This window comes from uncultured Flavobacterium sp. (assembly GCF_937967675.1).
Classification (GTDB): Bacteria; Bacteroidota; Bacteroidia; order Flavobacteriales; family Flavobacteriaceae; genus Flavobacterium.
Window position 1 is genome coordinate 1 of record NZ_CALBSN010000164.1, and the last position, 22,714, is coordinate 22,714.

The 22,714-nt window shown below is 31.2% G+C and carries 17 protein-coding genes, 1 pseudogene and 1 riboswitch; of the genes and pseudogenes, 14 read left to right on the forward strand and 4 right to left on the reverse strand.

All coding sequences use genetic code 11. The annotated features are described in order from the left end of the window. Positions 1–284, forward strand: a pseudogene (locus Q0075_RS11110) (sodium-translocating pyrophosphatase); the annotation flags it as partial. A 47-nt stretch (positions 285–331) separates the two neighbouring features. Here the strand turns inward: Q0075_RS11110 and Q0075_RS11115 are convergent. Next, the gene (locus Q0075_RS11115) at positions 332–946 is read right to left on the reverse strand and encodes a deoxynucleoside kinase (protein ID WP_297869571.1); all 615 of its coding nucleotides are present in this window, start codon (positions 944–946) and stop codon (positions 332–334) included. Beyond that, positions 946–1,743 (reverse strand): hypothetical protein, encoded by a 798-nt coding sequence (locus Q0075_RS11120; RefSeq protein ID WP_297869572.1) that lies wholly within the window; start codon positions 1,741–1,743, stop codon positions 946–948. The genes Q0075_RS11115 and Q0075_RS11120 overlap by 1 nt, the downstream gene beginning before the upstream one ends. Positions 1,744–1,865: 122 nt before the next feature. Between Q0075_RS11120 and Q0075_RS11125 the strand changes: the two genes are divergently transcribed. After that, complete coding sequence (locus Q0075_RS11125; RefSeq protein WP_297869573.1) at positions 1,866–2,774, forward strand: GLPGLI family protein; 909 nt, start codon at positions 1,866–1,868, stop codon at positions 2,772–2,774. A 9-nt stretch (positions 2,775–2,783) separates the two neighbouring features. Beyond that, positions 2,784–5,525, forward strand: a complete 2,742-nt coding sequence (locus Q0075_RS11130; protein ID WP_297869574.1) for a TonB-dependent receptor — start codon at positions 2,784–2,786, stop codon at positions 5,523–5,525. A 43-nt stretch (positions 5,526–5,568) separates the two neighbouring features. Here the strand turns inward: Q0075_RS11130 and metK are convergent, their stop codons facing one another. Then, positions 5,569–6,819: a methionine adenosyltransferase gene (gene metK, locus Q0075_RS11135; protein WP_297869575.1), complete on the reverse strand. Its 1,251-nt coding sequence runs from the start codon at positions 6,817–6,819 to the stop codon at positions 5,569–5,571. A gap of 351 nt (positions 6,820–7,170) precedes the next feature. Continuing rightward, positions 7,171–7,277, forward strand: a riboswitch (SAM riboswitch). Positions 7,278–7,358: 81 nt separating this feature from the next. Between metK and Q0075_RS11140 the strand changes: the two genes are divergently transcribed. The 3 genes from Q0075_RS11140 to metF all read left to right on the forward strand — a co-directional run bounded on the left by Q0075_RS11140 (position 7,359) and on the right by metF (position 12,219). After that, positions 7,359–8,351: a homocysteine S-methyltransferase family protein gene (locus Q0075_RS11140; protein WP_297869576.1), complete on the forward strand. Its 993-nt coding sequence runs from the start codon at positions 7,359–7,361 to the stop codon at positions 8,349–8,351. A gap of 159 nt (positions 8,352–8,510) precedes the next feature. Beyond that, positions 8,511–11,186, forward strand: a complete 2,676-nt coding sequence (gene metH, locus Q0075_RS11145; protein ID WP_297869577.1) for a methionine synthase — start codon at positions 8,511–8,513, stop codon at positions 11,184–11,186. A gap of 76 nt (positions 11,187–11,262) precedes the next feature. Further along, positions 11,263–12,219 carry a methylenetetrahydrofolate reductase [NAD(P)H] gene (gene metF / locus Q0075_RS11150; RefSeq protein ID WP_297869578.1) on the forward strand — a complete coding sequence of 319 codons (957 nt, stop codon included), beginning with the start codon at positions 11,263–11,265 and terminating at the stop codon, positions 12,217–12,219. Between the two features lie 555 nt (positions 12,220–12,774). On the opposite strand, the gene gldA is transcribed toward metF, so the two are convergent. Beyond that, complete coding sequence (gldA, locus tag Q0075_RS11155; RefSeq protein WP_291109517.1) at positions 12,775–13,677, reverse strand: gliding motility-associated ABC transporter ATP-binding subunit GldA; 903 nt, start codon at positions 13,675–13,677, stop codon at positions 12,775–12,777. A gap of 171 nt (positions 13,678–13,848) precedes the next feature. Here gldA and Q0075_RS11160 point away from each other — a divergent pair, with 171 nt between their 5' ends. The 8 genes from Q0075_RS11160 (at position 13,849) to Q0075_RS11195 (ending at position 22,714) form a co-directional block, all read left to right on the forward strand. Next, on the forward strand, positions 13,849–14,931 hold the full coding sequence (locus tag Q0075_RS11160) for a bifunctional 3-deoxy-7-phosphoheptulonate synthase/chorismate mutase type II (protein WP_297869579.1): 1,083 nt from the start codon (positions 13,849–13,851) through the stop codon (positions 14,929–14,931). A 53-nt stretch (positions 14,932–14,984) separates the two neighbouring features. After that, complete coding sequence (locus Q0075_RS11165) at positions 14,985–15,833, forward strand: hypothetical protein (protein WP_297869580.1); 849 nt, start codon at positions 14,985–14,987, stop codon at positions 15,831–15,833. 306 nt (positions 15,834–16,139) lie between these two features. Then, a complete protein-coding gene (locus tag Q0075_RS11170) occupies positions 16,140–16,769 on the forward strand; it encodes a hypothetical protein (protein ID WP_297869581.1) in 630 nt (209 codons plus the stop codon). Between the two features lie 132 nt (positions 16,770–16,901). Beyond that, a complete protein-coding gene (gene rsgA / locus Q0075_RS11175) occupies positions 16,902–17,882 on the forward strand; it encodes a ribosome small subunit-dependent GTPase A (protein WP_297869582.1) in 981 nt (326 codons plus the stop codon). Between the two features lie 117 nt (positions 17,883–17,999). Continuing rightward, positions 18,000–18,452, forward strand: a complete 453-nt coding sequence (dtd, locus tag Q0075_RS11180) for a D-aminoacyl-tRNA deacylase (RefSeq protein WP_297869583.1) — start codon at positions 18,000–18,002, stop codon at positions 18,450–18,452. Positions 18,453–18,469: 17 nt separating this feature from the next. Next, positions 18,470–20,365: a DUF3857 domain-containing protein gene (locus tag Q0075_RS11185; RefSeq protein ID WP_297869584.1), complete on the forward strand. Its 1,896-nt coding sequence runs from the start codon at positions 18,470–18,472 to the stop codon at positions 20,363–20,365. Positions 20,366–20,378: 13 nt separating this feature from the next. Beyond that, a complete protein-coding gene (locus Q0075_RS11190; protein WP_297869585.1) occupies positions 20,379–22,385 on the forward strand; it encodes a DUF3857 domain-containing protein in 2,007 nt (668 codons plus the stop codon). Positions 22,386–22,387: 2 nt separating this feature from the next. After that, positions 22,388–22,714, forward strand: coding sequence for a nucleotide pyrophosphohydrolase (locus tag Q0075_RS11195; RefSeq protein WP_014387647.1), 327 nt, complete (start codon positions 22,388–22,390; stop codon positions 22,712–22,714).

The window sequence follows — 22,714 nt, forward strand, 5'->3', positions numbered from 1 at the left end:
AGAATGGTTGTTCTCAAGAATGCAAAGACAAATGCATGTCACAATACGATGAAAACGGAAAATACATCGGAGATGCAGCACACGTTCACGGACCAAATTGCAACCATGGTGATCACCAAGAAATCATCAACATGGATGTTAAAAAAGTAAAAGACGCTAACGGAAAAGTGAAAGCAACGGTTACTTTAACTAAAATGGTTGATGGTAAAGAAACAACAGAAGAAAAAGTTTTTGAAGGAGATGATTTAGAAGTAGATGCAAAAATTGCTGAACTTGGGAAATAGTTCATTATAATTAAAAATAAAAAAGCCTCACGTAAGTGAGGCTTTTTTTAGAATAATCCGTTTAATTCGGCATCAATTCTATTTATAATATTTCCTAAATCTTCTGGATTATTTACAAAATCAATGTTGTCTACATCAATGATTACTAATTTCCCTTTGTTATAGGTTTGAATCCAAGCTTCATATCTTTCGTTTAAACGACTCAAATAATCAATCGAAATCGAGTTTTCGTAATCTCTTCCTCTTTGGTGAATTTGACTCACTAAATTTGGAATCGAACTTCTTAAATAAATCAACAAATCTGGCGAACCCACTAAACTTTCCATCAATTCGAAAAGTGAAGTATAGTTGTTGTAATCACGATTCGACATCAATCCCATAGCATGAAGATTGGGTGCAAAAATATGTGCGTCCTCATAAATGGTTCTATCCTGAATAATGTTTTTACCACTTTCACGAATTTGCAATACTTGACGAAAACGGCTGTTTAAGAAATAAATCTGAAGATTAAAACTCCAACGCTCCATTTGGTGATAAAAATCATCCAAATACGGGTTGTCTACCACATCTTCAAAATGCGGTTCCCATTTAAAATGTTTGGCTAATAATCGAGTTAATGTTGTTTTTCCTGCTCCAATATTTCCTGCTACTGCTATGTGCATTATGGTAAAATTATTTTGTAATTAGTAATTTCATTTTGGGTAAAAATAGATAAAATTCCATCTTTAAAGAAAAAATTTGAAATGATTTTTTCATCTATTGTTATTTTATATTTTTTTTGATCAATTGCGCTGTAGTAAAACAATTGATTGTTTAGTTGATAAAGACTACAAGTGTTATTTATTAGTTGTGCTTTTTCACTCAATGGTTGTATGCCTAATTTTTCAATTGCTCCATAAATTGAGATGCGATATAAATTCAAATTTTTATCGGTCCAATAAAAATGAGTGTAATCAGATTCGTAGTTTATTATTGGATTTTCAAGCATCGTTGAAATCCACTTTAAAGCATCAGTATTTACGTTATATAAACCTATTTTTGATGAAATGCTATCGTAAATCCAAACTTGATTTTGAGATGATAATGATACGGCATCTAAAGTGATTGGTGTTGGTTTTAAATTGAATTCGATTTTTTTGATCTCATTTAACTGATTGTCCAAAAGTATTATTGTATTGAAGTTTTTATAAAATACTACAATTTGTAATGGATTTTGAAAGTCAACTTTTGTGATTTTACCCAGATTGATATTATTGTATTGATACGTCTTGGAACTATTTTTTTTTGAAAGGGTATTGTTTTTAATACTGTAAAGATTGAATTGATTGTCATATCCTAAAAACACATCACATTCATGTTCTATAGTTTCTATTTTTTTTACAGATAATATTCCCTGACTCTTTACTGAAAGACAGATTAGATTTAAAATAAATACAAATAAAGTTTTTTTTAGCAACATTCGATAAACGATTTTTGGAAATCAGCGTCTAATATACTACTTTAACATAAAAAAGGAGTTAAATTGTGTAACAAAATACTCTATGTGTAGTCTATAATATATATCTATAACATTTGAAAAGAATGAGAAAAATTATTATTGCTTCGATTTTAATGATTTCTGGGTATCTAAATGCTCAGAATTTCCAAGGTATGGCGGTTTATGAATCTAAAACCAGTACAGCTGATTTTATGAAAGGCATGAGTGGGAATCGTGATATTACTCCTGAAATGCAAAAACAAATTGAAGACAGAATGAAAAAAATGTTTGAGAAAACCTTTATTTTAAACTTTGATAAATCGGCTTCTATTTACAAAGAAGAAGAGAAATTAGATGCTCCAGGCCAACAAAGTGGAGGGAGAATGATGATGTCGATGATGGGGGGTGGGGGAACCCATTATAAAAATGCTAAGGATAAACAATATATTGTTGATAAAGAATTTTTTGGGAAGGAGTTTTTGATTAAAGATTCATTACCTAAATACGAATGGAAATTAGAAGGCGAGTCCAAACAAATTGGAAATTATACTTGTTTTAAAGCTACTGCAGTTGTAAAAGTGAGTGAATCTGATTTTAGAAATTTCAGATTTAGAAATAAAAACAATGAAGGTAAAGACGATGTAAAAAAGCCAACAACAGTAAAAGATACTGCAAAGTCTAAGAAAACTAATTTTACAGACGACTGGGAAATGCCAAAAGAAAATGTAATTACAGCATGGTATTGTCCTGAAATCCCAGTGAATCAAGGTCCGGAAAATTACTGGGGATTACCAGGTTTAATCTTAGAGGTTAATGATGGTAAAACCGTTATTTTATGTTCAAAAATAGTTTTAAATTCTAAAGAAAGAGTTGAAATTAAAGCGGCTTCAAAAGGTAAGGTTGTTACTCAAAAAGAATTTGATGAAACTGTAAAAAATAAAATAGAAGAGATGCGCGAGATGAATTCTGGACCTGGAGGAGGTAATCGTATGCAGTTTAGAATGAGTAGATAAGCCATTTTTATGAAAAAACTAATTTTATTTTTTTTAGTACTTACATCTAGTGCTTTTTCTCAAAATATACGTTTCGAGGGAACCGTTAAAGATACTTCAGGAGTAGGTTTGGAAATGGCAAATATTATGGCTATAAATCAGCAAACTAAAGCTATGGATGCCTATGCCATTACTAATGAAACGGGAAAATTTACGCTTAATTTAAAGCCAAGTACAACTTACACGATAAAGGTTAGTTATATTGGTTTTCAAACATTTGAAAAATCTGTAACAACAGGAACTTCAAATATTAATTTCCCCGTAGTCTTAAAAGAAGGTACTCAATTAAAAGAAGTTGAAATTGTGCATGAAATGCCCGTGAGTGTTTCAGGTGATACGATTATTTACAATTCCGATTCATTTACAAATGGAACGGAAAGAAAACTGGAAGACGTACTTAAAAAACTTCCTGGAGTTGAAGTTAATAAAGATGGCGAAATCGAAGTGGAAGGAAAGAAGGTGCAAAAAGTAATGGTGGAAGGAAAAGATTTTTTTGATGGAGATACCAAATTAGCCACAAAAAATATTCCAGCAGATGCTTTAGATAAGATTCAAGTTCTTCGTAATTATAATGAAGTTTCTAATTTGAAAGGATTAGAAAACAATGAAGAAAGTATTGCGTTAAACATCAAACTTAAAGAAGGGAAAAAGAATTTTTGGTTTGGAGACATGAGTGCAGGAATCGGAGTTGGAATGGAAGACACACGCTACATCGTAAATCCAAAATTATTTTATTATAATCCAAAATACAGCTTAAATGTTATAGCTAATGTGAATAATATTGGAGAATTGCCATTAACGGCTCAAGATTATTTTAAATTTACAGGAGGTTTTAAAAACATGATGCGTAAAGGAGGTTCTTCTTTTAATGTTTCTTCAAACGATTTAGGAATTTTAGGTCTTCGTAACAATCAAGCAGCCAATATTGAGTCGACTTTTGGTGCTGCGAATTTCAGTTTTAATCCTTCAAAAGCATGGACATTAAGTGGATTTGGAATTTTGTTAGGAAATAAAACAGAGATAGAAAATAAAACAATTTCTAATCGTATTGATAATTTGCCAGATGGTTCTTCTCAAACTATTACTGAAACTAGAGAAGATTTTACACAACAAAAGAGCAATCAAGTTTTGTTGAAGTTGAGTTCGAGTTATGTTCCTTCCGAGAAATTACATTTTGATTATGATGCGTTGATTAAAATTTCTGATCAAAAAGAAAATACAAGCGTTTTTTCAAGTTTGCTTTCTGATATTTATACAGCTAAAAAGCAAAATCCATTTTCAATCAATCAGAATTTGAATTATTATTATACTTTAAATGATAAACATGTTTTTGCATTTGAAATGCAACATTTATATCAAAATGAAGATCCGTTTTATAATGCTAATTTAGAAACTTTGCCTTTTGCTCCATTATTAACAGGTTATGTGAATGAAGGAGTTGGTGTTAGAGATGATATTACTCAAAAACGTTATGTTCAAACAAATAAAGTAGATGCGAAGTTTGATTATTATTATATGGTTACTCCAAAAAGTAACATCAATTTAACTCTTGGAAATACGTATTCGTATCAAAATTTTGATTCCTCAATTTTTCAAATGCTGAATAATGGAACTCAAAATAATTTAACTGATGCAACAACATATAATGATGTAAATTATGCTTTTAATGATCTGTTTTTAGGAGTACATTATAAATTTTTGTTGGGTAAGTTTACCTTCAATCCAGGATTTAGTGTACATCAATTTAATATGAATGATGAACAATTAGGAACTTCTAATAAGCAATCTTTCAATAGAATCTTACCTGATGTTTATGCGCTTTGGCAAATTAAAAAATCGGAAACATTAACCTATAACTATTCCTTAACTAATAATTTTACTGATATTAATAAATTAGCTCAAGGGTATGTGTTTTCAAATTATAACAGTTTGTTTAGCGGAAATCGTTATTTAGAAAATTCAACTTCTCAAGTACACTCATTACGTTATTTTAAATATAACATGTTTAATTTTGAGAATATTTTTGCTAATATTACGTATACAAGACAAATTGATGCTATTAAAAATAGAGCTTTACTGTTAGGGGTAAATCAAATATCTTCTTCGGAAAACATGAACTCTAATTTTCCTGATGAAACTTTTTCTGCAAGTGGAAATTATGGTCGTTCGTTTGCAAGATATTACAAAGCAAATTTTAGAGCAGGATTTAATTGGTCTAAAAATAACAACATCCGTGTTTATCCTGATTCTGATACAGATCCAAATAATAATCCAACAGAGATTCAAACAATCGAATCCTATTCTCAAAATTATAATTTGAGTTTTTCTACTAATTATAAAACGTTACCAAATTTAACTTTGGGTTATAATTTTTCAATTAATGACAACTTTTCGGATGTGATTTATATTGATAGTCCTACAGTTACATTGGAATATTATTTCTTAGATGCATTTTCATTCGTTTCGGAATATTCCTATTTTCATAATAGAAATAAAGCTAAAACAATCGATAGCGAATATGACTTTTTAACAGCTAGTTTAATGTATCAGAAAAAAGGCAGTAAATGGGAGTGGAAACTTTCAGGAACTAACTTATTAGATACAAAATCGCTTGACACAAATAGTTTTAGTCAGTTAGGAGGAACCAGTAGTTTTTCGAGCTATAGAGTGCAACCTAGATTTGTAATTTTAAGTTTAAAATATACACTATAAAAAAAGCCTGACATCTATCAGGCTTTTTTGTGAATAATAATTGCTATAATTTAAAAGCAGCTTTTACTTGATCTACGAAATCTAATTTTTCCCAAGTAAATAACTCAACTGTTACAGTTTTAGATTCACCACCTGGAGCATTAAAAGTTTTAGTAACGGTTTCTGGGGTTCTTCCCATGTGTCCGTAAGCAGCAGTTTCGCTATAAATAGGATTTCTTAATTTTAAACGTTGTTCAATAAAATAAGGACGCATATCAAAAATGCTTTCTACTACTTTACTGATTTCTCCGTCTGTTAAATTTACTTTTGCAGTTCCGTAAGTATTTACGTTGATTGATGTTGGTTCAGCAACTCCAATCGCATAAGAAACTTGTACTAATATTTCATCCGCCACACCAGCAGCAACTAAATTTTTAGCGATGTGACGTGTTGCATAAGCAGCAGAACGGTCTACTTTAGATGGGTCTTTTCCAGAGAAAGCACCACCACCGTGAGCTCCTTTTCCACCGTAAGTGTCTACGATAATTTTTCTTCCTGTTAAACCAGTATCTCCGTGAGGTCCACCAATTACGAATTTTCCTGTTGGGTTAATGTGGTATTTAATTGCATCATTAAATAAATGTGCATATTGAGGATTTTTAGCAATTACTCTTGGAATTAAAATCTCAATAATATCTTTTTTGATTTTTGCTAACATGCTTGGTTCATCAGCAAAATCATCGTGTTGCGTTGAAACTACAATAGCATCAATACGAGCCGGTTTGTTATCATCAGAATATTCTAATGTTACCTGAGATTTTGCATCCGGACGTAAGTAAGTGATTTCTTTGTTTTCTCTTCTTAAATCTGCTAATTCTTGAAGAATTTGGTGTGATAATTTCAATGCTAATGGCATGAATTCAGCAGTTTCATTCGTAGCATAACCAAACATCATTCCTTGGTCACCAGCACCTTGCTCTTCTTTGCTAGCTCTGTCAACACCTTGGTTAATATCAGCAGATTGCTCGTGAATAGCAGATAAAACACCACAAGAATTTGCTTCGAACATATATTCGCTTTTTGTATAACCAATTTTCTTGATTACATCTCTTGCGATAGTTTGTACATCTAAATAAGTATTTGATTTAACTTCTCCAGCTAAAATTACCTGTCCAGTTGTAACTAACGTTTCACAGGCTACTTTTGACTCAGGGTCAAATGCTAAAAAGTTATCAATTAATGCGTCTGAAATTTGATCCGCAACTTTGTCAGGATGTCCTTCACTCACTGATTCTGACGTAAATAAATAAGCCATAATAAATTATTTTTAAATTTTAAGCGAGGAAAAATAATTGCAGATGCTGCCTAAAGGAGTAGTAATTACTGCTTTAGCATTTTTTAATGAGGTTGCAATCAGTTCAAATTTTTCCTCTTAGTTTTCGGATGCAAATTTAGGAACTGATTTTTAATTATGGAAACAAATAGAGTTTTTTTAACAAAAATGATTTAATTTTATTTTAAACTCCAATAATTTAGATTTTTAATCTAAAAATAATTGTTTTAAATTTAAATTATTCTGAATTTAATGTTTGAAATATAATTTTTAAGAAAATATTTCATTATTTCAATTTTGTCACTACATTTGCAGTGTTCATAATTATAGTGTTTGTTATCACGAAAGCTGGAGGGAATAGACCCTACGAAAGCTTAGCAACCCTACACTTGTAGAAGGTGCTACATTCTATTCCGATTTTTATCGGAAGCAGATAACGTTAGAATTGCTCTCCAACTTTCTACGGTAACAAATTAAGTTAATCAAGAAAATTAGGTAATTAGCCTTTGCGAGAGAATACAATGTCAAAAATTCAAGAAGAAATCAAAAAACGAATTCTCGTACTCGATGGAGCTATGGGAACAATGTTGCAACGTTATAAATTCGAAGAAGAAGATTTTAGAGGCGAACGCTTCAAAGATTTTTCGCATCCTTTAAAAGGAAACAACGATTTGCTTTCCATTACCCAACCCGAAGCTGTAAAATCTGTCCATCGAGCTTATTTTGAAGCCGGTGCTGATATTGTGGAAACCAATACTTTTTCAGGGACTACTATCGGAATGGCGGATTATCATATGGAAGATTTGGTGTATGAATTGAATTTTCAATCCGCAAAAATAGCTCGTGAAGTCGCGGATGAATTTTCTGATAAGCCGAGATTTGTAGCAGGTTCAATCGGCCCAACAAACCGAACAGCGTCAATGTCACCAGATGTAAATGACCCCGGATTTCGTGCCGTGAATTTTGACGATTTAAAAATTGCCTACAAACAACAAGTCGAAGCGTTAATCGATGGTGGTTGCGATTTACTTTTGGTAGAAACCATTTTTGATACGTTAAATGCGAAAGCTGCTTTGTTCGCGATTGAAGAAGTAAAAGAAGAACGCAATGTCGATATTCCAGTAATGGTTTCAGGAACAATTACCGATGCTTCTGGAAGAACGCTTTCGGGACAAACGGTGGAAGCATTTTTGATTTCGATTTCGCATATTCCATTGTTGAGTGTTGGGTTTAATTGCGCTTTAGGAGCAGATCAATTGAAACCGTATTTGAAACGATTAGGAAATAATACCTCGTTAAATATTTCGGCACATCCCAATGCAGGTTTGCCAAATGCCTTCGGACAATACGACCAAACACCAGAGGAAATGCAGCAATTGATTCGTGAATATCTACAGGAAAATTTAGTGAATATCATCGGTGGATGTTGTGGAACAACGCCAGAACACATCAAATTAATAGCTGAGGTTGCAAAAGAATTCAAACCTAGAACACAACAATTGAAATCCGTTTAATCGGTGAAATCCGTGGCAAAAATAAAACAATGAAAAACAATACCATAAAAATACAATTCGAAACATTTTTACAGTCGCAACGATGTTGGGTTTGCCAATATGTGAGCAACAGTAAATCCTTTTGGAAAGATGTTGCGAAACATTATAAAAGAATAAGTAATGAGTTATAATTCCGATAAATATTTAAAATTATCAGGTTTAGAACCTTTGATTGTAACTCCAGAAACCAATTTTGTAAATGTTGGAGAACGAACAAACGTAACTGGTTCTAGAAAATTTCTTCGTTTAATCAAAGAAGAAAAGTTCGATGAAGCCTTAGATATCGCGCGAGCTCAAGTGGAAGGTGGCGCGCAAATCATCGACGTCAATATGGATGAAGGAATGTTAGATGGCGTTTACGCAATGACTAAATTCCTTAATCTAATCGCAGCCGAACCCGACATTGCAAGAGTTCCTGTTATGATTGATTCCTCAAAATGGGAAATTATTGAAGCGGGTTTGAAAGTCATTCAAGGGAAAGGTGTGGTAAATTCAATTTCGTTAAAAGAAGGAGAAGCAACGTTTATTCATCATGCCAAATTAATTAAACGATACGGCGCTGCGGTAATTGTTATGGCTTTTGACGAAAATGGTCAAGCTGATACTTACGAAAGACGTATCGAAATTTGTAAAAGAAGTTACGATATTTTGGTTAACCAAGTTGGTTTTCCAGCAGAAGACATCATTTTTGATCCCAATATTTTTCCTGTGGCAACCGGAATGGAAGAGCATAAATTAAATGCTTTAGATTTCTTCCGTGCTACCAAGTGGATTCGCGAAAATCTACCTTATGCACATGTTTCGGGTGGCGTGAGTAACGTTTCTTTTTCTTTCCGTGGCAACGATAAAGTGCGTGAAGCCATGCATTCCGCATTCTTGTATCATGCCATTCAAAATGGAATGACAATGGGAATTGTAAATCCAGAAATGCTAGAGATTTATGATGAAATCGACCCAGTTTTGTTGGAACATGTGGAAGATGTTTTGCTAAACAGAAGAGAAGATGCTACCGAACGTTTGTTAGAATTAGCAGAAAGTTTCAAAGGTGATACAAAGTCTAATGAGAAAGCTGTGGCCGAATGGCGAAACGGTTCGGCTCAAGAGCGATTAACGCATTCCTTAGTAAAAGGAATTGACGAGTTTATCGAAATTGATGTGGAAGAAGCACGTCAGTTGGTTGAAAAACCTATCGAAGTTATCGAAAATCACCTGATGAACGGAATGAATGTGGTGGGTGATTTATTCGGAAGTGGAAAAATGTTCTTACCTCAAGTAGTGAAATCGGCTCGTGTGATGAAAAAAGCAGTGGCTTATCTGTTGCCTTATATTGAAGCATCAAAAGATGGCTCGACTTCATCGAGCGCTGGTAAGATTCTGATGGCAACTGTAAAAGGCGATGTTCATGATATTGGTAAAAATATTGTTTCAGTAGTTTTAGCTTGTAATAATTTCGAAATTATCGATTTAGGAGTGATGGTTCCACCTGAAAAAATCATAGAAACTGCGGTTAAAGAAAATGTAGATATTATAGGTTTGAGTGGTTTGATTACGCCTTCGTTGGACGAAATGGTGTATTTAGCCAAAGAAATGGATAAACTGAATATCAAAATTCCAGTAATGATTGGTGGTGCGACAACTTCTCGTGCGCACACAGCAGTGAAAATTGCTCCAGAGTATAAGGAAACCGTGGTTCATGTGAACGATGCTTCTCGAGCGGTAACGGTTGCAACCCATTTATTGCAACCCGATACTAAAGTTACCTATGCAAAATCACTTCGTGAGGAATATGATTCACTTCGAGAAGGGTATTTGAATAGAAGTCGAGAGAAAAATTTCTTATCAATTGAAGAAGCGCGTAAAAATAAATTCAAAATCGATTGGGAAAATTACGAACCTATAAAACCAAATTTTATAGGAACAAAAACCATTGAAGTTGAACTTTCAGAATTAGTAGATTTTATCGATTGGACTCCGTTTTTTCAATCATGGGAATTGTATGGAAAATTTCCAGCGATTTTAACTGATGAAATTGTAGGCGAACAAGCGACTCATTTGTTTGAAGATGCACAAAAAATGCTTTCTCAAATTGTTTCAGAAAATTGGTTCACTGCAAAAGGAATTTTAGGAATTTTTCCTGCGAATGCAATAAATGATGATGATATTGAGCTTGTCACTTCGAGCGGAGTCGAGAAGTTTCTGAGTTTAAGACAACAATCTCAAAAAACGGTTGGAGCTCCAAACATAGCTTTGGCAGATTTTATTGCACCGAAAGAAATTGGAAAACAAGATTACATCGGATGTTTTTGTGTTACCACAGGTTTTGGAGTTGATGAAAAAGCTTTAGAATTTGAAAAGCAATTAGACGATTACAATTCAATTTTAGTAAAAGCTTTAGGAGACAGATTAGCAGAAGCTTTTGCGGAATATTTACACTTGAAAGTTCGTAAAGAAATTTGGGGTTATGCTTCAGATGAAGTTTTGTCAAACGATGAATTAATAAAAGAACAATATCAAGGAATTCGTCCGGCGCCAGGTTATCCAGCTTGTCCTGACCATTTAGAAAAACCAACAATTTGGAAATTATTAAATGTAGAACAAGAAATAGGAGTGAAGTTAACCGAAAGTATGGCGATGTGGCCAGCAGCTTCGGTTTCGGGTTATTATTTTGCTAATCCAGAAAGTAAATATTTTGGTTTAGGAAAAATTAAAAAAGACCAATTAGAAGATTACGCCAAAAGAAGAAATATTAGTGTTGAACAAGCCGAAAAATGGCTCTCACCAAACTTAGCAGATTAATGAAGTTTATAGTTTGTTGTTTATGGTTCAAAGTTAGAAACCACAAACAATAAACAATTAACCGCAAACATAAAATATGAAAGTAACTGAACATATACAAAACGCCAACGGAAAACCTTTGTTCTCCTTCGAGATTTTACCGCCGTTAAAAGGACAAAATATTCAATCGATTTTTGATAGTATTGATCCATTGATGGAATTCAATCCGCCATTTATTGATGTAACGTATCATCGTGAGGAATATGAATTCAAGGAATTAGAAAACGGCTTGCTTCAAAAAAAAGTAGTAAAAAAACGTCCAGGAACCGTTGGTATTTGTGCTGGAATTCAGAATAAATATCAAGTGGATGCCATTCCGCATATTTTATGTGGTGGTTTTACCAAAGAAGACACAGAGAATTTATTAATTGATTTAGATTTCTTAGGAATTGATAATGTTGTAGCGCTTCGTGGCGATGCAGTAAAAAGCGAAATTTATTTCAAGCCCGAAAAAGAAGGTCATGCCTATGCTTCAGAATTGGTAACGCAAATCAGTAATTTGAATAATGGAATTTATTTGGACGAAGATTTACAAAATTCTACTAAAACTGATTTTTGCATTGGAGTTGCAGGTTATCCCGAAAAACACATGGAAGCGCCAAGTATGGATAGTGATATTCATTTTTTAAAACAAAAAATAAAAAATGGTGCCGATTATATCATTACCCAAATGTTTTTTGATAATCAAAAGTTTTTCGATTTTGTAGCCAAATGCAGAGCGGCTGGAATTACCGTTCCAATTATTCCAGGTTTGAAGCCAATTGCGACCAAAAAACAACTGAATTTAATTCCACACCGTTTTAAAGTAGATTTACCAGATGATTTGATTATGGAAGTTGTTAAAGCTAAAGACAACGATGCTGTAAAACAAATTGGAATAGAATGGTGCACTGAACAAAGTAAAGGATTAGTCAAAGCCGGAATTCCAGTTTTACATTATTATTCTATGGGAAAAGCAGAGAATGTAAAGGCAATTGCAAAAGAAATTTTTTAATACAATTATCTAGTTTTTAACTCATTTATTAAATCACTAGTTTATTTTTCTAGTAAAAGCTTGTGGATATAATTTATTTTTCGTAACCTAATTACAAGAAAATTAAGTTATTATGAAAAATTTAGTATTCACTTTCGTAATAGTACTCGTATCTCAAATGGGATTTGCGGGTGAGTTAGACTCTATTTTAAGTTAAGCTAGAGCTTTAACTAATAATAAAGATTACACCGAAGCAATTTTAGTATATGAAAATTATATTAAAGTATCAAAAGGTGAAAACTTAAAAGAGGTATATATAGAATTAGCAAATTGTTATTTCTATTTAGGAAAAAAACAAGAAGCGGTAAATAATATTAAAACGGCTATAGTTAAACATGGTTTTACAGAAGAAGATTTTATTTATAATTCTGTACTAAATGAAAAATTATCATCTTACGCTCTTTCCGTTTTGTATGATGATTATTATAAGCTTAGAAATAAGTATTTGGCAACTTTAAATTAAGTTTAGTCAATTGATAAAAAAATCTCCTTACAAGATCTTGTAAGGAGATTTTTTTATTTCTTCCCAGTTTTCTCTCTGAATATCTGTTCAAGGTTTTTACTTTTCAATACAATTTGTAAGGTTCTTAATTGATGTTCTTGAGCAAAATCAAACAATGATGGACGCATATCCGTAGCTGAATTAAAAGTTAATTCCCAAACTAAATCATGTGTGTTTTTTGCTGATTTTAAATTAGGTAGAGATGTAAAAATAGTTTCATTTACTTTTTTATCGAATTCTACTTCAATAATTTGTTCTGCTTCTTCCTGAACAAGATTGTTTAATTTTTTATCGGTAACAATTTTACCTTTGTCAATAATGATAATTCTATCGCATATCGCTTCCACTTCTTGCATAATGTGCGTTGAAAGAAAAACGGTTTTATTTTTTCCAATGTTTTTTATCAAATCACGAATTTCTACCAATTGATTTGGGTCTAAACCAGTCGTTGGTTCGTCTAAAATCATCACATCTGGATTGTGTAATAAAGCCGTTGCTAATCCAACACGTTGACGATATCCTTTTGATAATTCTCCTATTTTCTTATGACTTTCTGGTGTTAACCCTGTTAAAGCAATTACTTCGTCAATTCTAGATTTCGCAACTTTATGTAAATCGGCATTAAAAGCCAAATATTCTCTAACATATAAATCTAAATAGAGTGGATTATGTTCAGGTAAATACCCAACCGACTTCTGTACTTCTTTTTGTGCTGAAGTTACATCGTATTCGTTTACAACTGCAGTTCCGCTATCTGCTGTTAAATAAGTGGTCAAAATTTTCATCAAAGTGGATTTTCCGGCGCCATTTGGACCTAAAAAACCTACAATTTCTCCCTTTTTTACAGAAAAGCTAACGTTATCTAACGCTTTTTGTAATCCGTAATTTTTTGAAATATTTTGAACTTCAATCGACATATGATATAAATTTTAGCAAAAGTAACTTTTTTTAATTGAACTCAAATTGATTTAAAAAAGTATTTACTGTTTGAAATTTCTTTAAAATTTTTCGCTTTTCAAGGCTGTTTTTAATTTAATTTTATAATTCTTAAGCATAATTAATTGTAATTTTGCACGCAATTGATTATTATGGAAAATAAAAAAGAATTACGTACTTGGTTAGATGATTTTCAATTGAATCACCCGCTTGTAATTGCAGGACCTTGTAGCGCAGAAACTGAAGAACAAGTTTTAAAAATAGCACATGAATTAAAGAATTCTGATGTTTCTATTTTTCGAGCGGGAATTTGGAAACCTCGTACACGGCCAGGTGGATTTGAAGGTGTGGGCGAAATCGGATTGAAATGGTTGCAAAAAGCAAAGGCAGAAACTGGTTTGTTAATGGCAACGGAAGTTGCTACGGCAGCTCATGTAAAATTGGCATTGGAACACAATATTGATGTGCTGTGGATTGGTGCCAGAACTACCGTAAATCCTTTCGCAGTTCAAGAAATTGCAGATGCTTTACAAGGAACAGATAAAATTGTTTTATTAAAAAATCCAGTAAATCCCGATTTATCTTTGTGGATTGGCGGTTTAGAGCGTTTGTATAATGCGAATATCAAGAAATTAGGAGTAATTCACAGAGGATTTTCTACTTACGAGAAAACCAAATACCGCAATAATCCGGAGTGGCAAATTGCGATTGATTTGCAAAATCGTTTTCCTGATTTACCTTTGATTTGCGATCCTTCGCATATTACAGGAAAGCGCGATATGATTCAAGAAGTATCGCAACAAGCTTTAGATTTGAATTATGATGGATTAATTATCGAAACCCACATTGACCCAGATAACGCTTGGAGTGATGCTGCTCAACAAGTTACTCCAGCTACATTAAAACAAATGTTTGTTGATTTACGTGTGAGAAAAGTCACAGATGATGAAAGCGAGTACAATCAAAAAATGGCAAAACTCCGCATGCAAATTGATGAATTTGACGAAAAGCTGTTAGAAATTTTAGGGAACCGAATGAAAGTTGCTGATAAAATTGGTTTATTAAAGAAAGAGAAAAATGTTGCCATCTTACAAAATCAACGCTGGAACGAAATTCTTGGTAAAATGATTTTAGAAGGCCAAGAGAAAGGGCTTAGTAATGAATTTGTAATGTTATTATTTAAGGCTATTCACCAAGAAAGTATTACACATCAAGAGAAAGTTATAAATAAGTAAAAAAAAATTGTTAATTGTTTTTTTTTTGCTTTGTTGAAATTTAATATAATCTTATGAAAAAAATAATTTTATTCTTAGTTATTACTTTGTGTTCACTAAGTCAGTCTTTTGGGCAGTTTAAAATGCCAAAAACGGAAGATTTTGAATTAGTTAATAAGTTGCCTATTGTTGTTTTGCTAAAGACAGAAAAAGATGAAAATGACATTCAATACAACAAATTTGTTAAAAAATATGTTGAAGAATTTTTTGGAGCTGAGAGGGTTCATGCTTTCTTAAATTTCAAAGAATTTAATAAGTTCATTAAAGATAAATCTAATAAAAACAAGTTTAGTTTTATTGGATATGAGTATGTTATTAATAGAAATCCTTCAAAAGGATTAACAATGGAAGGAATAGATTATGTTAATGTTCATCAAATATTTTTAGGTATTTGCGGTAAAAATTTTATGACTAACTATGGTTATTTATCTGCAATTGTCTATCCAGATGGTCAAAAAAATCTACTTAAGAAAAAGGAAAAATTCACGATAGATGAGAGTTTAATGAAATTTGCATTGACATATTTCAAAAATCAAATTAACGATGTGTTAAGTGGGGATGAAGCTTCATTTACTTATTCACTCTCCGATTTAAATAAAAACGCGTCAAACTTAAAAAATCTTACCCTTTTGGTGGATAAAAATATTGTTGATGAGAAGTTTTTAGAAGATTTAAAAAAGAATTATTCTTATAAATTTGAAATTGTTGATTCAGAGAGAATTAAAAAAGCAATTTTAGAGAACGAGAATGGTGTTGCCTTTTTTCACAACCATTTTCAACCAATGGCAAGCAGACAATTCGCGAATTTATTACATATTTATCAAGCAAGTGATTTAAGAGTTCTTTACTTTACCCGAAAATAATAGCAAATTGCAAATTGGAAAGCAAAAATTGATAGTTGATGATAGGAAAGATTATGTTGAAAAGTTAAATAGTATAATTGAATGAAAACCATGAAAGGACAATCATTTGGTTGTCCTTTTTTATTTACTGACTAGTTGTATGTAAAATGATTTTAGAAGGCGAAGAAAAATGATTGAGTAACGAATTTGTTATGCATTTGTTTAAAGCGATACATTAAGATAGTATTAATCGCCAAGAAAAATATTTGAATCTTAACTTTTTAAGTGTTATTATTGTAGCAATTTAAACCTGTTAATTATTTTTATATGAAAAATGTATTTATATTATCGTTATTTTTATTTAGTTTAATTGGTTATTCTCAAAAGCAAGTTTTTGAGAGTCCAAAATTTAAGACAGAGATTGTCAAGCACAAATTAGTTGCAATTTTACCGTTTAATGTTAAAATAACTTATAAAAAGCAACCGAAAAATTTTGATGCTGAAGCTAATAGACAACAAGAATTAACAATGTCTAATTCTATTCAGTCGAGTATGTACACATTTTTGTTGCGTAAAAGTGATAAATATTCTGTTAGTTTTCAAGATGTAGATAAGACTAATGTATTACTGAAAAAGGCAGGAATTGAAGATAAGCTTGATGAAATGACAAAAGATGAAATTGCAAAAGCATTAGGTGTTGATGCAGTAATTAGTGGCACTTTTGAATCACATCAATCAAAATCAGAAGGTGCAGCAATTGCTTCAGCAGTACTTTTTGGAGGATTTGGAGGCAAAACAGGAAGTGGAAGTTTAACTATGTTAATTCATAATGGGATTGACGGAGAATTATTATGGAGGTTTTTTAAAACAATGGATGATGGTATAGGAACATCAACTGATGATATTGTAGAAAGTATGATGCGAAAAGTTTCAAGAAATTTTCCGTATTTGAAGTAAAAATAAAAAAAGGACAATCATTTGGTTGTCCTTTTTATTTATAAATTTTCACTAGAAACACTATCTTTGTTGAAATAATTATTTAGTTATCCTGAGCTTGTCGAAGGGCTGACTTCTAACTTCTAACTTTGCATGACAGGAATCGTTTATAAATCTACCGGAAGTTGGTACACCGTCAAAACTGAAAATGGTGCCTTTTTGGAGTGCCGTATAAAAGGTAAATTTAGAATGAAAGGTATTAAAAGTACCAATCCTATTGCGGTGGGAGACGTTGTAGATTATGATATTGAAAATACTACTGATGAAACTACTGGAGTAATTACAGCGATTCACGATAGAAAGAATTATATTGTTAGAAAATCGGTAAATTTATCGCATCAAATGCATATTATCGCATCTAATATTGACGTGGTTTTTTTATTGGTAACCATCAATAACCCGCCAACAACCACAAGTTTTATCGACCGATTTTTAGTTACCGCTGAAGCTTATGGAATTGAAGCTATAATTGTTTTTAATAAAATTGACACGTTTGATGACCCTACATTAGACGAGCAATTGTATTTACAACATGTGTATACTTCAATAGGCTATAAATGTTTACGTGTTTCTGCTAAAGATGGAAAAGGAATTGACGAACTTAAAGCATTAATGAAAGGCAAAGTTTCGATGTTCTCAGGACATTCGGGCGTTGGAAAATCAACTTTGGTAAACACTTTAGAACCAGGATTAAATTTAAAAACCAAACAAATTTCGGAATCTCATTCGCAAGGAAAACACACCACAACGTTTGCAGAAATGTTTGATTTGTCTTTTGGAGCCAAAATTATAGATACACCTGGAATTCGTGGTTTTGGAATTGTCGACATGGAAAAACAAGAAATTGGTGACTATTTCCCTGAATTTTTTGCTTTGAAAGATCAATGTAAATTCAATAACTGTTTACATAAAGATGAGCCACATTGTGCTATTAAAAAAGCGTTAGAGAGTGACGAAATTTCATGGTCGCGCTATAAAAGTTATACCCAAATTTTAGAAGGCGACGAGGAACAATATCGTGCAGATATTTATGATGCCGAGCGAAAAAATAGTGATGAAATAAGAAATTCCTAGATTTCGAAGTCTCATAGATATTTTAAACAAGCAATAATTTGCAAATATTTTTTGCAAAAAAATACAGAAATACGGATTTTCGTAAATAAATTCTGTTATTTTTTTTATTTTTGGTGAATGAAAGCAGTTATTCAAAGAGTTTCTCATTCATCAGTAAGCATTAATAATCAAATTGTAGCTCAAATTCAAAGTGGTTTGTTAGTTTTAATTGGTGTTGAAGATGCCGATAACAAAGATGATGTTCATTGGTTAACTTCAAAAATCGTGAATCTTCGTATATTCCCAGATGAAAATGAAGTAATGAATTTATCATTAAAAGATATTGATGGAGAAATGATTATAGTTTCTCAATTCACCCTACATGCATTAACTAAAAAAGGGAATCGTCCTAGTTATATTAAAGCTTCAAAGCCAGAAATTGCTATTCCACTTTACGAATCTTTTATAAAAGAAATGGAAGTGGAATTAGGTAAAAAAGTGCAAACTGGACAATTTGGTGCGGATATGAAAGTAAGTTTGGTTAACGATGGACCTGTAACTATTATAATTGACACAAAAAATAAAGAGTAATAATAAAGTAAATTCTAATGTTAAAAAAAATATTGTTTTTTCTTCTTTTAACTTCATTTTGCTATTCACAAGATTTTAGATTATCAGCGTTGTCTATTTCAAAAGAATTAACTGAAAATGCGAATAGTGTAGTTAGAGATCAAAAACTTGAAATTGACATTTCTTCTTTAAATCAAATGCAAATTAAGAAGAAAAAAATAATATCAGTTCTAAACAGTAAAGGTTTAAATAATGTAGATGCTGTGGAATATTATGACAAATCAACAAAAGTCAAATTAATTGAAGCTACTATTTACAACTCTTACGGAGAAGAAATAAAAAAAATAAAAAGAAAAGATTTTCAAGACCGAAGTGTTGTAGATGGCTTTTCGGTTTTAACAGATGGTAGGATATTGTATTTAGATTACACACCTATAGCCTATCCTTTTACAATTGTTTATGAAAGTATTGTTGAAAGTAACAATACAGCATTTATTCCTTCTTGGTATCCGCTGGATGATTATTATGAAAGTATTGAAAAATCATCAATTAAAATTGAATATATAAAAACATTAGGATTTAAGTTTAAAGAAAATAATTTTATTGGCGATAAAATAAAAAAAGAAGAAAAAGAAAATTCGATTACATATACTGCCGAAAATATTTTTGCAGAAAAACCTGAAGAATACTCTCCAATAATTGAAAAAAAATTTCCTATTGTTGTTTTTGGATTAGATAAATTTAATTTAGAAGGTTTTGAAGGTAGCGCTGTTTCTTGGGAAGAGTTCGGAAAATTATGGTATAAAAATTTAGTCTCCGATTCGGAAGAGATTAGTTTAGAAACAAAAGCAAAAATTAATGAACTTGTAAATAATGAAACGGATGTTTTAAAAAAAGCAAGAATAATTTATGAGTTTGTTCAAAATAGAACTCGTTATGTAAGTGTTCAATTAGGTATAGGTGGATGGAAGCCAATGAAGCCAATAGATGTGGATAAATTAGGATATGGTGATTGTAAAGCCTTGTCTAATTACACACGTGTTTTATTAAAAAATGTTGGAATAGAATCGTACTACACTGTAATATACGGCGATAGTAAAAAGAAAGATTTTGATCAAGATTTTGTTTCTAAACAAGGAAATCATGTTATATTAACAATCCCTTATCAAGACAAAAATATTTTTTTAGAATGTACAAATCAAAACGTTCCGTTTGGTTACGGAGGTACATTTACAGACGATAGATTTGCTTTGTTAATAAAGCCTCAAGGCGGGCAAATAATAAAAACTAGTTCTTATTCCGAATTAGATAATTTACAACAAATACATGCAAAAATGTCATTTGACACGAATGGAAATTTAGAAGGAAATATTAAGATTGTTTCTAAAGGAATTCAATATGATGATGTGTATAATATTCAGAATAGTTCAAAACAAGATATTGAAAATTATTATTACCAATCAAAATTTCCATGGATTAATAATATGAAAATTGAGTCGTTTACTTTTAATAATGATAAGGATAAAATTGAATTTACAGAGAATTTAAAAGTAAAAATTGAAAAAAGTTTAGTCAAAACCAACAATGTTAATTTGTTCTCATTTAATATATTTAATAAATTAACATCAATACCTCAACGATACAAAAACCGAAAGTATCCTTTAGAAATTAAGAGAGGATATTCTGATGAAGACATTGTAGAAATTGAGATTCCATCTACATTTAAAATAGAATCAATCCCTGATGATGTAATAATTGAGAATAAATTTGGGAAATATCAGATGGAGTGTAGGGTAAAGAATAACGTGTTTATTTACAAAAGAGTAGTAACAATTAAACAAGGAGTTTACGAAAAATCAGAATACGAAAATTATAGACAATTTATTGAACAAATCGTGAAAAATGACAACGCAAAACTTACAATTAAAGAATAATAAAATGAAATTTATGAAAACAAAACTATTGATTTTTTTACTTTTTACAACATTTATATATTCTCAAGAATATGAATTAGGCAAAGTTACAATAGCTCAACTTGAGGAAAAATATCACCCTAAAGACACTTCTGCAGTTGCGGCAATTTTATTTGAAAAAGGCAAAACTTCTTTTAATTATGAAGAAATGAATGGTTTTTCAACAACAACAGAAGTCCTAGTTAAAATTAAAATTTATAAAAAAGAAGGTTTTGAGTGGGCAAATAGAAAAATTAGACACTATATTGATGGAAAGAAAGAAACGGTAAGTTTTTCTAAAGGTGTAACGTATAATCTTGTGAATGGGGAAATTGAAAAGACAAAGCTTAAGTCTAGTGGTGAATTTACAGAAAAAATTAACAATTTTTGGTCTGAAACAAAAATTGTTATGCCTAATGTAAAAGAAGGTTCAATTATTGAATATGCTTACATTATAAAATCACCTTTTATTTCAAATTTTCCTGAATGGTCTTTTCAAAAAAATATTCCAGTAAATCACTCAGAGTACACTACATTAATCCCTGAATATTTTGTATACAATACCTTTACTAAAGGTTTTAGTAATATCAAAGTCACAAGAAATTCAGATAATAGAAAAATGCCATATTCTTACTCATATGTAGATGCAAGTAGAGCGGGTACGGCTAAATCGGAAAGAGTTACTACCGAACTTCAATTTGTTGAAAACAGCACTAATTACATTGCTGAAGATGTTCCTGCATTAAAAGAGGAGTCTTTTGTTAATAATATAGATAATTATTCATCTAGTATCTTACATGAATTATCGATGACAAAATATCCAAATTCACCAACTAAATCATATTCATCAGATTGGGAGTCTGTCGTAAAAACAATTTACGATAATGAGGATTTTGGAGGGCAATTAAATAAAGCAAATTTTTATGAAGAGGATTTAAATGCTTTGTTAAAAGATATAACAACTACTGAAGATAAAATAATAACCATTTTTAGTTACATAAAAAACAGATTAAATTGGAATGGATACGTAGGGTATTATTCAGACAAAGGACTAAAAAAGGCTTATCAAGAGAAAACAGGTAACACTGCAGACATTAACTTATTGTTAGTTTCAATGTTAAATTATGCCAAATTAAATGCTAGTCCCATTTTATTAAGTACTCGTTCAAATGGAATACCAATCTTTCCAAGTAGAAATGGATTTAATTATGTGATAGCAGGAGTAGAATTAAGTAATGGTTCAGTAGTTTTGTTAGATGCTACAAATAAAAATGCTGTTCCTAATATCATTCCAGAAAATGCTTTGAACTGGTTTGGAAGAATAGTGCGAAAAAATGGAACCTCTGAAATGGTAGATTTATATCCTAAAAAAGTATCATTAGAAACTATTTCAATCTTGGCAGAATTAAAATCCGATGGTTCAATTTCTGGAAAACAACGTAAACAATTAACAGATTATAATGCATTTCGATTTAGAAGAAGACATGCTAATAGAAATCACGATGATTATGTTCAAGAATTAGAAAAAGAACATAATTTTTCTGCAGTAGAAAATTATGAAGTAACTAATACTAATGATTTGTCTAAGCCTATTGTTGAAACGTATAGTTTCTCAAGTAATTCTATGACAGATATTATCGATTCTAAAATATATATTACACCAATGCTTTTTCACCAAATGGACGTAAATCCTTTTAAAGCGGAAGAAAGAGCGTATCCTATAGATTTTAATTTCCCTTCTAAAGATACGTACAACTTTAGTATAAAAATTCCTGAAGGTTATGTTGTAGAATCAAAGCCTGAGACTTTAAATTTAAATATGAATCAAAATATGGTTTCTTTTAGATATTCAGTTTCTGAAAATTTAGGTACAATTCAATTGTCATGTGTTATTGAAGTTAACTCACCAATTATTGAAAGCGATTATTATCCTCATTTAAAAGAACTTTTCAATCAAATTGTCTTAAAACAAAACGAGAAAATTGTATTAGTAAAGAAATAATTATGAATTTAAAAAACGCACAACAAGAAGTTGATAATTGGATTAAGGAACACGGTGTTCGGTACTTCAATGAATTAACAAATATGGCCCAACTTACCGAAGAAGTAGGAGAAGTAGCCCGAATTATTGCTCGCAGATATGGCGAACAATCAGAAAAAGAGTCAGATAAAAACAAAGACTTAGGTGAAGAATTAGCCGATGTTGTTTTTGTGGTTTTATGTTTGGCAAATCAAACAGGAGTTGATTTACAAGCAGCTTTCGATAAGAAAATGGATTTAAAAACAAAACGCGATCACGATAGACATCATAATAATGATAAACTGAAATAA

What these genes read in the sequence shown, in the direction of transcription:
- Q0075_RS11120 (WP_297869572.1), bottom strand. Translation starts at nt 1,743, where the DNA reads ATGTTGCTAAAAAAAACTTTATTTGTATTTATTTTAAATCTAATCTGT.
- Q0075_RS11185 (WP_297869584.1), top strand. Translation starts at nt 18,470, where the DNA reads ATGTTAAAAAAAATATTGTTTTTTCTTCTTTTAACTTCATTTTGCTAT.
- Q0075_RS11125 (WP_297869573.1), top strand. Translation starts at nt 1,866, where the DNA reads ATGAGAAAAATTATTATTGCTTCGATTTTAATGATTTCTGGGTATCTA.
- rsgA (WP_297869582.1), top strand. Translation starts at nt 16,902, where the DNA reads ATGACAGGAATCGTTTATAAATCTACCGGAAGTTGGTACACCGTCAAA.
- Q0075_RS11165 (WP_297869580.1), top strand. Translation starts at nt 14,985, where the DNA reads ATGAAAAAAATAATTTTATTCTTAGTTATTACTTTGTGTTCACTAAGT.
- metF (WP_297869578.1), top strand. Translation starts at nt 11,263, where the DNA reads ATGAAAGTAACTGAACATATACAAAACGCCAACGGAAAACCTTTGTTC.
- Q0075_RS11190 (WP_297869585.1), top strand. Translation starts at nt 20,379, where the DNA reads ATGAAAACAAAACTATTGATTTTTTTACTTTTTACAACATTTATATAT.
- Q0075_RS11170 (WP_297869581.1), top strand. Translation starts at nt 16,140, where the DNA reads ATGAAAAATGTATTTATATTATCGTTATTTTTATTTAGTTTAATTGGT.
- metK (WP_297869575.1), bottom strand. Translation starts at nt 6,819, where the DNA reads ATGGCTTATTTATTTACGTCAGAATCAGTGAGTGAAGGACATCCTGAC.
- Q0075_RS11140 (WP_297869576.1), top strand. Translation starts at nt 7,359, where the DNA reads ATGTCAAAAATTCAAGAAGAAATCAAAAAACGAATTCTCGTACTCGAT.
- dtd (WP_297869583.1), top strand. Translation starts at nt 18,000, where the DNA reads ATGAAAGCAGTTATTCAAAGAGTTTCTCATTCATCAGTAAGCATTAAT.
- Q0075_RS11160 (WP_297869579.1), top strand. Translation starts at nt 13,849, where the DNA reads ATGGAAAATAAAAAAGAATTACGTACTTGGTTAGATGATTTTCAATTG.
- gldA (WP_291109517.1), bottom strand. Translation starts at nt 13,677, where the DNA reads ATGTCGATTGAAGTTCAAAATATTTCAAAAAATTACGGATTACAAAAA.
- Q0075_RS11115 (WP_297869571.1), bottom strand. Translation starts at nt 946, where the DNA reads ATGCACATAGCAGTAGCAGGAAATATTGGAGCAGGAAAAACAACATTA.
- Q0075_RS11195 (WP_014387647.1), top strand. Translation starts at nt 22,388, where the DNA reads ATGAATTTAAAAAACGCACAACAAGAAGTTGATAATTGGATTAAGGAA.
- Q0075_RS11130 (WP_297869574.1), top strand. Translation starts at nt 2,784, where the DNA reads ATGAAAAAACTAATTTTATTTTTTTTAGTACTTACATCTAGTGCTTTT.
- metH (WP_297869577.1), top strand. Translation starts at nt 8,511, where the DNA reads ATGAGTTATAATTCCGATAAATATTTAAAATTATCAGGTTTAGAACCT.